This window comes from Streptomyces kunmingensis, from assembly GCF_039533535.1.
GTDB classification, from domain to species: Bacteria; Actinomycetota; Actinomycetes; order Streptomycetales; family Streptomycetaceae; genus Streptomyces; species Streptomyces kunmingensis.
In genome coordinates, this window is sequence record NZ_BAAATS010000012.1 from 63,804 (window position 1) to 75,915 (window position 12,112).

The following is a 12,112-nucleotide window of genomic DNA, read 5'->3' on the forward strand; positions in this document are numbered from 1 at the left end:
CCTCGGGCGGGGCGGTGAGGGGGCTACGGCTCCGGAGCTCCCCGGCTATGTGCAGGTCAGACTACGTGGGGGCACCGTGCGCCGGTGCCCCCACGTGTCTCGTACCGGTTACTTCTCGGTGACGCCCGCCGAGTCGAACGTGGCGACCTCGTGCATCGCACGGGCCGCGCTCTGCACGATCGGGAGGGCGAGCAGGGCGCCGGTGCCCTCGCCGAGCCGCAGGTCCAGGTCGACCAGGGGGCGCAGGCCCAGCTTGTTGAGCGCGGCGACGTGGCCGGGCTCGGCGCTGCGGTGGCCCGCGATGCAGGCGGCCAGTACCTCGGGGGCGACGGCGCGGGCGACCAGGGCGGCGGCGCCGGCGCTGACGCCGTCGAGGATGACCGGCGTACGCAGCGAGGCACCGCCCAGGAGCAGGCCGACGAGCGCCGCGTGCTCCAGGCCGCCGACCGCCGCGAGGACGCCGATCGGGTCGGCCGGGTCGGGCTGGTGGACGTCGAGGGCGCGGCGCACGACCTCCACCTTGCGGGCGTGCGTCTCGTCGTTGATGCCGGTGCCGCGCCCGGTGACCTCGGCGGGGTCGGCGTCGGTGTAGACGGAGATCAGGGCGGCGGACGCGGTGGTGTTCGCGATGCCCATCTCGCCGGTGAGGAGCGCCTTGTTGCCCGCCGCGACGAGGTCGCGGGCCGTCTCGATGCCGACCTCGATGGCCGCCTTGACCTCTTCGCGGGTCAGGGCGGGGCCGGTCGTCATGTCTGCGGTGCCCGCACGGACCTTGCGGGGCAACAGGCCCGGCGTGGCCGGGAGTTCGCTCGCCACGCCCACGTCGATGACGCAGACCTCGGCGCCCACCTGGTTCGCGAACGCGTTGCAGACCGCGCCGCCGCCCAGGAAGTTGGCGACCATCTGGCTGGTGACCTCCTGCGGCCACGGGGTGACGCCCTGGGCGTGCACCCCGTGGTCCCCGGCGAAGATCGCGACGGCCGCGGGCTCCGGGATCGGCGGCGGGCACATCCGGGAGAGACCGGACAGCTGCGCGGAGATGATCTCCAGCATGCCGAGCGCGCCCGCGGGCTTGGTCATCCGCTTCTGCCGCTCCCACGCCTCGCCGAGCGCCTTGGCGTCCAGCGGGCGGATGTTGGAGACGGTCTCGGCGAGCAGGTCGTGCGGGTCCTCGCCGGGCAGGGCGCGGCGCCCGTACGTCTCCTCGTGCACGACCCAGGAGAGCGGGCGGCGCTTGGACCAGCCCGCCTGCATCAGCTCGGGCTCCTCGGGAAACTCGTCGACGTAGCCCACGCACAGGTACGCGACGACTTCGAGGTGCTCGGGCAGGCCGAGGGTGCGGACCATCTCGCGCTCGTCGAAGAAGCTGACCCAGCCGACGCCGAGGCCTTCGGCGCGGGCGGCGAGCCACAGGTTCTCCACGGCGAGGGCGGAGGAGTACGGGGCCATCTGCGGCTGGGTGTGCCGGCCGAGGGTGTGGCGGCCGCCGCGGGTCGGGTCGGCGGTGACCACGATGTTGACCGGGGTGTCGAGGATGGCCTCGATCTTCAGTTCCTTGAACTGCTTCGCCCGGCCCTTGGGGAGGGACTTGGCGTACGCGTCCTTCTGGCGCATGGCCAGTTCGTGCATGGTGCGCCGGGTCTCCGCGGAGCGGATGACGACGAAGTCCCAGGGCTGCGAGTGCCCCACGGACGGGGCCGTGTGAGCGGCCTCCAGGACACGCAGCAGGACCTCGTGCGGGATGGGGTCGCTACGGAAGCCGTTGCGGATGTCGCGGCGCTCGCGCATGACGCGCAGGACGGCCTCGCGCTCGGCGTCCTCGTACCCGGAGGCGGCGGCCACGCCCGGATCGGGGTCGGCCGCCGGCAGCGGCCCGGACTCGGCGTCGGGCTCGGTCGGGGGCAGCTCGTCGACGGTCTCCGCCGACGGCTGCACGGGCTGGTGGCCGGGCACCGGGGCGACCTCGATCAGCTCGGGGTCCTCGGGCTCGAACCCGTCCTGCTCGGGCAGGGCGGCGGGGCCGCCGTCACGGGGCGCGGGCACGGCGGCCACGATCTCGGCCTCGGCCGGCTCGTCGGCGGGGGCCTCGGCGGCCGGGACCTCGACGGGCGGGGCCTCCACGGACGCGGCCTCCACGGGCGCAAGCTCCTGCGCCGGGTCCTCGGCGGGTGCGACCTCCGCGGGCTCGAGGCCGGGCTCGACGACAACCGACTCATCGACGGCCAGCTCGTCGAGGGCCTGCTCGTCGAGGGCCGGCTCATCGGCGACGGGCTCGACGACGACCGGCTCGACCGCGACCGGCTCGACGGCCTCGGGCTCCACGGCCTGCGGCTGCACGGTCTCCGCGTCCGGCTCGACGGGCTGTTCGACCGGCTGCTCGACCGGCTGTTCCGCGGGCTGCTCGGCAACCGCCACCGGCTCGGCGACGGCGACCGGCTCCGGCTCCGCGACCGGTGCCGCCACAGCCACCGGCTCCACGGCCGGCGCTCCCTCGTCCAAGGACGGCTGCTCGGCGAAGGCCGGCTGCTCGGCGAAGGCCGGCTGCTCGGCGAAGGAGGGCTGCTCGCCGACGGCGGCGACCGGCTCCTGAGGGGTCCCGGGCTGCTCGGCTCTCTCAGCAGCCTCGGCGGGCTCCGGCTCCGGTTCGGGCAGCGGCGGGACGACCATGGCCTGCGGCGGCGTCGGCGCCAGGTGCGGAGTCGTGGGCACCGTGCCCTCGACCGGCACGAACTGGCCGAGCGGCTGCTCCGGCGCTGGCTCCTGCGGGAAGTCGTACGCCTGCGGCTCGTTCGCGGCGTACTGGTCGGCGTACTGGCCCGGCTGCGCGGCCTGGTCCGCGTAGGCGGCGACCGGCGTGGGCTCGGCGACGGGCGCGAACTCCTGGGCGGCGACCGCGTCCTGCGGCTGGGGGAACTGCGGGGCCGGCTCGCCGTAGAAGGACTCCGGAGCGACCGCTTCCGGCGCCGTCGCCGGTGCGGCCTGCGGCTGCGGGGCCCCGGCGGGCTGCCAGGGGGCGCCGCCCTGCGGCGGGATGTCGAGGTACTCGGGGCCGGTCGTGGGCGGGCCCGCCTGGCGCACCGGCATCGGGTGCGGCGGGGTCTGCTGCGCGGGGCCGCGGTCGGCCAGCGAGCGCACGGGGCTGCTGCCGGTGTCGGGCGTGGGCGGGCCCATGTGCAGCGGGCGGCGGGCGGCGGCCTGGGCCTGTGCCTGTCCGGGCTGCGCCTGGACGGGCACCTGCATCGCGCCGAGGTCGTGGTGGCCGCTGTCGCGGCCGCCCGTCTCGTGCGGGCCCGGCTCGTGCACGGCGGGCGTCTGCGGGTACTCCGTGTACTCCGCGTGCCCGGTGTGGTCGGCGGGGTACTGCTGCTGCGCGGGCATCGCGGCCTGCGGCTCGCCCCAGGCGCCCTGGGAGCCGGGCATGAGGAGCATCTCGTCGTCCTCGACGACGGCTTCGGCGGGATCGAGGTAGGTGTAGGCCCCCGGGGCGGGAGCGCCCGGCTGTCCCACCGCGCCTGCGTTCTCCGGCAGCCCTTCGCCCGGAACCTGACCGGTGTCGGTCATGCCTACCCCTCGCCCATCGATGAGAACTTCCTGGCCGCTCCCGGCCGTGCGCCGGAGATGCGAGCCCCTTCCGAGCCACTGTCCGGAGTGGCACGTCCACTCCTCATGTCTTCATGAAGAACGAGCACGCGCGCCGCGCGGCACGAACCGCCCCGGACAACAGGTATTGTCCCGGCCGGATCGGGACCATGGCACCTGGATCGGCCACGGCCTTCTGTGGACTGCGCCACGTTGCGCGTCCTCCGGTCGCTGCCGTACCACACGCGCTCCAAAAGTGGTGCGTTTCCCGGACATTGGCCGACGAACCGGTGCATGTCCTGGTGCGGTACAACGATCGGCCAGCCTACCGCGCGCGTTGGGCCGTCAGGGTCACGGGTTGCGGTCGGGAAGGGTCCCGGAGAGCAGGAACCCCACGGTCCGCTCCTTCTCCGTCCAGGCGCGCGTGTCCAGTTCGACGGATTGCAGGAGGGCGCACTCGACGTCGTATCCGTGCTCCGTCAGATCCCTGCCGACGAGTTCGGCGGCGTCGCGTGTCGCGGCGTGCGTGACGATGCGCGCGGGCCGCCGGTCGGCGACGGCCGAGACGACCGCCGCTCCCCCGCCCCCGACGCGTACGACATCGGGTTCGGGCAGGTCCTCCAGGACGTGCGGGGCGGTGCCGTGCACGATCTGGGTCTGGACGCCGAAGCGGCGCGCGGTGGCGAGGGTGCGGGCGCAGGCCTCGGAGTCGCGGTCGACGGCGATGACGGCGGCGCCGAAGCGGCCCGCCTCCGCCGTGAAGGCGCCGCTGCCGCAGCCGATGTCCCACACGAGGTCGCCGGTCCTCGGGCCGAGGCGGGCGAGTTGGGCCGCGCGCAGTTGTTCGCTCTCGCCCTCGCCGAAGGGGCCCGCGTACTCGGCGGCGGGCAGCGCCCAGCCGCGGGGCAGCACGTCGGGATCGCCGCCGGCCAGCCAGCCGCCGTTCTCGGAGGCGCCGACGGTGACCGGGCCGCCGATGACGATGACGACGTTCGGGTCGCGCCAGGTGTGGTCGGCGGCCTTCTCGGAGGTGACGACGGTGACCTGTTCGCGGTCGGTGCCGAGTTCCTCGCAGATGACGAAGGTGCGGTGGACGCCTTCGAGGAGGAGGCCGAGTTCGGCGGGGCCCGCGCCGGGTGAGGTGAGGACGGCGACCTTGGTGCGGGCGCGGCAGACGTTGACCGCGCGGCGCAGGGTGCGGCGGTGGGCGACGACGACCTGGGCGTCGTCCCAGGGCATGCCGGCGCGGGCGAAGGCCTGGGCGACGGCGGAGACGGCGGGTACGACCTCGACCTCCAGGCCGTACTCGGGGGCGCGCAGGGTGCGCACGACGCCGAAGAAGCCGGGGTCGCCGTCGGCGAGGACCACGGCGGTGCCGCGGTGTCCGGCGATGCGGCGGGCGGCGAGTGCCACGCTGCCGAGGCGGATCCGCTCGGCGCGCTCGGGCACCTCGGGCAGTGCCAGGTGGTGGGCGGCTCCGGCCACGAGGGTGGCCGCGGCCAGCGCGGAGCGGGCCGCCGCGGTCGGCGGAGAGCCGTCCCAGCCGATCACCGTGACCCGGTCGGCCATCGTCGTCAGTCTCCAGAGTGTGCTCGGGTGCGTACACGGGCGGTCGCGTACACGGATCAGGGGAAGCCGCCGGGCGACAAGGGGCCGGGCGGGGCACCGAGAGCGTACCTGGTGGGTCTGGCGACTGCCTGTGGGGTCAGAGCCTCAGTTCCAGTCCGAGAAGGCGGTGAAGCCGCCGGCCTCGGCGAGCTGCTCGGTGACGCCCTCGATGTCCTCGGGCAGCAGGCTCCACACGATGAAGTCGGTGCGGACCTCGGCCAGGGCGCCGTCCTCGGTGCGGGTACGCGCTATGCAGGCGTTGCGCAGGACGCCCTCGCTGATGCAGCCGATCTTCTGGGCGACCTGCTGGGAGGCGGTGTTGTCGGCGGCGGTGCGCAGCTCGATGCGCTCCAGGCCCTGGTCGCGGAAGAGCCACTGGGCCATGGCGAGCGCGGCCTCGGAGGCGTAGCCCTCGCCGCGGGCCCAGGGGGCGATGATGTAGGACAGCTCGGTGGAGCGTACGTGCCAGTTCGTCTTGGTCAGCTGGATGACGCCGACGAGGCGCTGGGTGAGGAACTCGGTGACGGCGAGGTCGAGTCCGGTTCCGGCGGCGCGCTCCTTGGGCGCGTACTCGGTGATCCAGTCACGCGCGCCGTCCTCGTCGAAGGGCTGCGGTACGGACGTCCACGCGGCGATCAGCTCGTCGTTCATCATCTCGGCCAGAGCGGGCACGTCGTCCTCGTCGAGCGGCCTCAGCACCAAGCGCTCCGTGCTGATGGAGATCTCGGGGAAGGTGTTCGTCATACGCCGCTCCGTAACCTTCGTGGCCGCCTTCAGGCATCGCGTCGGCCGGGTGAAGTGCCCAGCATGCAGCATGAAGGCACGTAACTGCACATGGGGGCCGCCCCTGTTGTCAGGAGCGGCCCCCGTGCGAGGTGCGCAGTTCAGGCCCCGGTGACCGGAAGTACGGAGCCCTTGTACTTGTCCTCGATGAACGTCTTCACCTCGGCCGAAGTCAGCAGTTCCGCCAGCTTCTTGACGCGCGGGTCGTCCTCGTTGCCCTTTTTGACGGCGAGGACGTTGTTGTACGGGTTGTTCTTCGCGTTCTCCAGAAGGATGGCGTCCTTCTTGGGGCTCAGGCCCGCGTCGAGCGCGAAGTTGTTGTTGACGGCGGCCACGTCGACGTCGTCCAGGGAGCGCGGCAGCTGGGCGGCTTCGAGCTCCTTGAAGGTGAGGTGCTTCGGGTTCTTCGCGACGTCCTTGGGAGTCGCGTTCACGCCGGCGCCCTTCTTGAGCTCGATGACGCCCTGGGAGGCGAGGAGTTCGAGCGCCCTCGCCTCGTTGGTCGCGTCGTTGGGCAGGGCGACGGTGGCGCCTTCGCGCAGTTCGGTGACGTCGCGGGTCTTCTTGGAGTAGAAGCCCAGCGGCGGCAGGTAGACCTGTGCGACGGCGGTCAGGGTCGTGCCCTTGGACTTGTTGAAGTCCTCCAGGTACGGAGTGTGCTGGTACAGGTTGGCGTCGAGCTCGCCCTGCTGGAGCGCGGTGTTCGGCAGGACGTAGTCCGTGAACTCCTTGATCTCCAGGTCGAGTCCGGCCTTCTTCGCCAGGTTCCGCTGTACGTACGTGAGGACTTCGCCGGCCGGGGTCGGGGTGGCGCCGACGACGAGCTTGCCGTTCGCGCTGTCGGCCTTGTCGGAGCCGCAGGCCGTGAGGCCGAGGGCGAGTGCCCCGGCGATCACGGCGGCGGGAATCGTGTACGTACGCATCAGAAGGAGGGGAGCACCGAGCCCTTGTACTTGTCCTCGATGAACTTCTTCACCTCGGGCGACGTCAGGAGCTTGGCGAGCTTCTTGACGCGCGGGTCGTCCTCGTTGCCCTCCTTGACGGCGAGCACGTTGTTGTACGCGTTGTTCTGGGTGGACTCCAGGGCGAGGGCGTCCTTGGCGGGCTTGAGGCCGGCGCCGATGGCGTAGTTGCCGTTGATCACCGCGGCGTCGACGTCCTTGAGGGAGCGCGGCGTCTGGGCCGCCTCGACCTCCTTGAACTCCAGGTTCTTGGGGTTCTCCGCGATGTCCTGGGGCGTCGCGGTGGCCTCGGAGCCGCTCTTGAGGGTGATGATCCCGTTGCGGGCGAGGAAGCGCAGGGCGCGGCTCTCGTTGTCGGCGTCGTTCGGGAGGGCGATGGTGCCGCCCTTCTTGAGGCCGTCGAGCTTCTTGGCCTTCTCGGAGTAGAGGCCGAGCGGCTCCAGGTGGACGGTGGCGACCGACGTGAGGTGCGTGCCCTGCTTCTTGTTGAAGTCCTTCAGGTACGGCGTGGTCTGGAAGTAGTTGGCGTCCACGGACCCGTCCTCGGTCGCCGTGTTCGGCGTGACGTAGTCGGTGAACTCCTTGACCTCGAGGTTGAGGCCGGCCTTCTTCGCCAGGTCCTTCTTGATGTACTCGAGGATCTCGGCGTGCGGGACGGGGGTCGCCGCGACGACCAGCTTGTCGTTGGCGTCGGCCTTGGTGTCGCCCTTGTCGGAGCCGCACGCGGTCAGGCCCAGGGTGAGGGCGCCGGTGGCGAGGACAGCTGCGGTGATCTTGGTGGTGTTACGCACGAAAAGTGCCTTTCTCCATGGGTGGTGCAACCCGCCGGGGTGGGACGGGGAGGCAGGTATCTGCGGGTCAGCGGGTTTTGGTGACGGGGACGCTCTCCGCAGGGACGCCCTCAGGGACGCCCTCCGTAGGAGCGGTCTCCGCGGGAGCGGTCTTCGCACCGGCCGGGCCGCCGGGCAGGAAGCCGCCGAGGACGCGGAAGCGGAGCGGTTCGCCGCCCTTGCCCGCGCGGCGGTGCAGGACGCGGGCACCGCTGTCGCCCGCGAACTGGATGAGGGCGATGACGACCGCGAGGATCGCCACGATGATCCACATCATCTGGGTCTCGAAGCGCTGGTAGCCGTAGCGGATCGCGAGGTCGCCGAGGCCACCCGCGCCGACCGTGCCGGCCATGGCGGAGTAGCCGATGATGGCGACGATCGTCGTGGTGGTCGCGGAGATCAGCGACGGCAGCGACTCCGGGACGAGGGCCTTGCGCACGACGGTCCAGGTGTTGCCGCCCATCGACTGCACGGCCTCGACGAGCCCGCCGTCGACCTCGCGCACGGACGTCTCGACGAGCCGGGCGAAGAACGGGATGGCGCCGACGGCGAGCGGCACGATGGCGGCTTCGCGGCCGATGGTGGTGCCGACGATCCAGCGCGTGAAGGTCATCAGGGCGACCATCAGGATGATGAAGGGCATCGAGCGGACGATGTTCACGATCTGCCCGATGACCTTGTTCGCCACGACGTTCTGCAGCAGCCCGCCGCGGTCGGTGAGGACGAGCAGGATGCCGAGCGGGAGGCCCACGACGACGGCGATCAGCGTGGACCAGCCGACCATGTAGAAGGTGTCCCAACACGCCTGGGACAGCAGGGGCTGCATCTCCGACCAGGTCACTTGGTGACACCTTCCTTCAGCAGTACGGACGCGCGGTCCTCGTGACCCTGTATCTCGACCTGGAGGCCCTGCTCGCGCAGGAAGCCGATCGGGACGACGTTCTCGTCGTAGCGGCCGGGCAGCTCGATGCGCATGCGGCCGACCTGCTTGCCCGCGACGGTGTCCATCGCGGCGCCGAGGATCGAGATGTCGATGTTGTAGGTGCGGGCGAGCTGCGAGATGACCGGCTGGGTCGCCGACTCCCCGTGGAAGGTGACGTCGATGACGGTGCGGTCCGCGCCGGAGGCGTCGCCGCTGACCGGGAAGAGCGCCGCGGCCAGTTCCGAGCCGGGCGTCGCGAGCAGCTCGCTGACGGTGCCGGACTCGACGATCTGCCCGCTCTCCATCAGGGCGGCGGAGTCGCAGACGGTCTTGACGACGTCCATCTCGTGCGTGATGAGCAGGACGGTCAGGCCGAGCTGCCGGTTGAGGTCGCGCAGGAGCTGGAGGATGGAGCGGGTGGTCTCCGGGTCGAGGGCGCTGGTCGCCTCGTCGGAGAGCAGCACCTTCGGGTCGCCGGCGAGCGCGCGGGCGATGCCGACGCGCTGCTTCTGGCCGCCGGAGAGCTGGGCCGGGTAGGACTTCGCCTTGTCGGCGAGGCCGACGAGGTCGAGCAGCTCCAGCGCCTTGGTGGAACGTTCCTTCCCCGACTTGCCGAGGATTTCGAGCGGTAGCTCGATGTTGTCCTGGACGGTGCGTGAGGAGAGGAGGTTGAAGTGCTGGAAGACCATGCCGATGCGGCTGCGCGCTTCGCGGAGCTCCTTGCCGGCGCGTGATCCGCGCCCGGCGAGGGCGGTGAGGTCCTGGCCGGCGACCGTCACGGTGCCGGCGGTGGGACGCTCCAGGAGGTTCACGCAGCGGATCAGCGAGGACTTGCCGGCGCCTGACTGGCCGATGACGCCGTACACCTCACCTTCGCGCACGTGCAGATCGACGCCGTCGAGGGCGGTGATCTCGCGGCCGCGCGAGCGGTAGACCTTTGTGAGGCCCTGGGTGGTGATCACGTGGGTTTCCGTCACTGTCGAGTGCGCGGCACGGGTGGCGCCGGGCACGGGGCATACATCTCGGGAACTTGCGGAGTTTCCGGGCGCGGCAGGCTCTCGCTCCGGACACGGAGCGGTACTGGCTTCAGTACGGAGAATCTGTGCGCGGGGCGGGCCCGGTCACGTAGCGGACTGGTTTCTCCCTGCGGAGTCACTCCCTACGGACGGGGCGCGCGGGCACTCGCTTCGGGGCGCGGGTGCGGCTGATGCGGGGGCCCTCAGAAGGCGCACATTCGACACATACAACGAGCACCGGGCGTCATCGTCGCCTCGGTCGCAAGGGTGCGGCTGCTCGTCGTGGTCATGCGGGCAAGTAAAGCAGAAGTGAGGGAAGACCCCGCCCGCGCTGTCCGAATAGCGGACAGCGCTGGACGGGTACGCGGGGGCGTTCACGCCCGGGCGGTGATCTCCACGCCGGCCTCGGTGACCAGCGCTGTCACGGCCGAGAGGTCCTTCACCACGACATCCGCGATGAGCTCGTGCGCCTCGTGCGTTGTGGCCAACGCCACGGTGGTCATGCCGCCCGCGTGACCGGCCGTGAGTCCGGCCGGGGCGTCCTCGAAGACGACGCAGCGCGCCGGGTCCACGCCCAGTTTCCCGGCGGCGAGCAGGAACGGCTCGGGGTCGGGCTTGCCGCGCACGATGTCGTCGGCGGCGATCAGCAGCGGCGGCTCGATGCCGACCGCGGCGAGCCGGGCCTCGGCGAGGCGGCGGGTGGCGGAGGTGACGACGGCCCAGCGCCCCTCGGGCAGCGAGGCGAGCAGTTCTTTGGTGCCGGGCAGGACGTGGGTGCCGCCGTTGGGCACGTCCTCGACCTCCAGCTCCTCGATGCGGGCCACGGCCTCGGCGACCTTCTCGGCGGGCAGCAGATCGGCCGCGATCTCGGCGGCGGGGCGGCCGTGCAGCTCGACGGCGGCGAACTCCTCGGCGGTGATCCCGTACTCCTGCGCCCAGCGCGTCCAGCAGCGGTACACCGACTCCATCGAGGAGAGCAGGGTTCCGTCGTTGTCGAACAGCAGGGCGTCAGCGGTGATCTTCATGTCTCCCAAGGCTACGGGGCACGCCGGGGCCGGGCGCAGCGGGTCCTTTTCGCCGTAATAAGGTCTGCCCATGCTCTCTGCCCTGACCCTGGTGACGGGGATCGCCGCGCTCGCGCTCGCCGCGTGGTGCGGTTTCGCCGCCTCCCGGGACCAGCCGACCAAGGACTGGCACTTCATCGGCATGGCCGTCGTGTCGGTCCTCGCGCTGGCGCAGCTGGTGATCGGGATCGTGCAGCTGGCGCGGGGTGAGAAGCCGGAGCAGGGCACGACGATCTTCGTCGCGTATCTGATCGGGGCGTTCGCCTGTGTGCCGGCGGCGGGGTTCATGTCGCTGGCGGAGCGCACGCGCTGGGGTTCGATCACCGTCGCCGCGGGCGGCGTGGTCCTCGCCGTGCTCGAAGTACGGCTCTACGACATCTGGGGAGGCTGAGGTGACCGCCACCTCCGAGAACAGGCAGGACACCGGGCCCGGGGAGAACACCGGGTCCCGGCGGCTGACCAGCGGTCCCGGCACGCTGCTCGTGTGGCTGTACGGCGTGATGGTCGTGGGCGCCGTGTCGCGCTCGGTCTTCCAGATCGCGACGGACTTCGGCAAGGCGCCGCTCGCGTACACGCTCTCGGCCGTCGCGGGCGTCGTATACGGCTTCATCACGTACTCGCTCGTACGCGGCGGGGACACGGCGCGCAAGGCGGCGCAGGTGTGCTGCGCCGCCGAGCTGGTGGGCGTACTGGCGGTCGGGACCTGGACGCTGGTGGAGCCCTCGGCGTTCGCGGACTCCACCGTCTGGTCCGACTACGGGATGGAGTACCTGTTCATCCCGGTGCTCCTGCCCGTCTCCGCGCTGTTCTGGCTGCGCCGGGCGCGGACCGCTACGCGGTAGTCGCGAGCGCGCCGGCCGCGGCGCCCGCCTCGACGTCCTTGGCCAGCGTCACGACGGTCAGCCGGTCGTCGACCCGCTTCGTCGACACGGACGTGTAGCCGTGCTTGCGGTAGAGGCGCAGATTGTGCTCGCTGCGGTGGCCCGTGAGGAGTTCGAAGCGCTTGGCCGTGCCCGCCGCGCCGAGCGAGGACTCGACGGCGGCCAGCAGCCGTCCGCCCAGGCCGTGGCGCTGCATGCGCGGGTGCACGATGAGCTTGTCGATCCGGGCCGTGCCGTCCGCGCCGACCGTGCCGCGCACGGACGCCACCACTTCGTCACCGAGTCGGGCCACCAGGACGGTCCCGCGCGTCAGTTCGGCCCTGACCGAGTCGAGGGACTGGGTGAGCGGCTCGATGGAGTAGTCGCCGTAGAGCTGCGCCTCGCTCTGGTAGCAGAGGTACTGCAGTTTGAGTATCTGCTCGGTGTCCGCTTCGGTCGCCGCAGAGATGGTCACGCTCATGCCCATG

11 protein-coding genes are annotated in these 12,112 nt (G+C 71.6%); 2 read left to right on the forward strand and 9 right to left on the reverse strand.

Annotated features, from left to right (window positions below; translation table 11 throughout):
* Window positions 1–108 precede the first annotated feature (108 nt).
* From cobT to ABD366_RS15070, 8 genes are all read right to left on the reverse strand, one after another.
* Window positions 109–3,561, reverse strand: coding sequence for a nicotinate-nucleotide--dimethylbenzimidazole phosphoribosyltransferase (gene cobT, locus ABD366_RS15035; protein WP_344441854.1), 3,453 nt, complete (start codon window positions 3,559–3,561; stop codon window positions 109–111).
* Window positions 3,562–3,930: 369 nt separating this feature from the next.
* Complete coding sequence (gene cbiE, locus ABD366_RS15040) at window positions 3,931–5,148, reverse strand: precorrin-6y C5,15-methyltransferase (decarboxylating) subunit CbiE (protein ID WP_324776837.1); 1,218 nt, start codon at window positions 5,146–5,148, stop codon at window positions 3,931–3,933.
* 144 nt (window positions 5,149–5,292) lie between these two features.
* Window positions 5,293–5,931, reverse strand: coding sequence for a GNAT family N-acetyltransferase (locus tag ABD366_RS15045; protein WP_324776839.1), 639 nt, complete (start codon window positions 5,929–5,931; stop codon window positions 5,293–5,295).
* 140 nt (window positions 5,932–6,071) lie between these two features.
* Complete coding sequence (locus ABD366_RS15050; RefSeq protein WP_324776841.1) at window positions 6,072–6,893, reverse strand: MetQ/NlpA family ABC transporter substrate-binding protein; 822 nt, start codon at window positions 6,891–6,893, stop codon at window positions 6,072–6,074.
* Window positions 6,893–7,723: a MetQ/NlpA family ABC transporter substrate-binding protein gene (locus tag ABD366_RS15055; protein WP_324776843.1), complete on the reverse strand. Its 831-nt coding sequence runs from the start codon at window positions 7,721–7,723 to the stop codon at window positions 6,893–6,895. The genes ABD366_RS15050 and ABD366_RS15055 overlap by 1 nt, the downstream gene beginning before the upstream one ends.
* Before the next feature lie 67 nt (window positions 7,724–7,790).
* Window positions 7,791–8,603 (reverse strand): methionine ABC transporter permease, encoded by an 813-nt coding sequence (locus tag ABD366_RS15060; protein WP_324776845.1) that lies wholly within the window; start codon window positions 8,601–8,603, stop codon window positions 7,791–7,793.
* Entirely contained in the window at window positions 8,600–9,646 is a 1,047-nt protein-coding gene (locus ABD366_RS15065) for a methionine ABC transporter ATP-binding protein (protein WP_324776847.1), read from the reverse strand. Before ABD366_RS15065 ends, ABD366_RS15060 begins: the two co-directional genes overlap by 4 nt.
* Window positions 9,647–10,074: 428 nt before the next feature.
* Window positions 10,075–10,725, reverse strand: coding sequence for an HAD family hydrolase (locus ABD366_RS15070; protein ID WP_324776849.1), 651 nt, complete (start codon window positions 10,723–10,725; stop codon window positions 10,075–10,077).
* 70 nt (window positions 10,726–10,795) lie between these two features.
* On the opposite strand from ABD366_RS15070, the gene ABD366_RS15075 reads away from it, so the two are divergent.
* Window positions 10,796–11,155 (forward strand): hypothetical protein, encoded by a 360-nt coding sequence (locus ABD366_RS15075; protein ID WP_324776851.1) that lies wholly within the window; start codon window positions 10,796–10,798, stop codon window positions 11,153–11,155.
* A gap of 1 nt (window position 11,156) precedes the next feature.
* Window positions 11,157–11,606, forward strand: coding sequence for a hypothetical protein (locus tag ABD366_RS15080; protein ID WP_324776853.1), 450 nt, complete (start codon window positions 11,157–11,159; stop codon window positions 11,604–11,606).
* Here ABD366_RS15080 and ABD366_RS15085 read toward each other — a convergent pair.
* Window positions 11,596–12,111, reverse strand: a complete 516-nt coding sequence (locus ABD366_RS15085; protein WP_324776855.1) for a GNAT family N-acetyltransferase — start codon at window positions 12,109–12,111, stop codon at window positions 11,596–11,598. The genes ABD366_RS15080 and ABD366_RS15085 overlap by 11 nt on opposite strands.
* Window position 12,112: the final 1 nt, after the last annotated feature.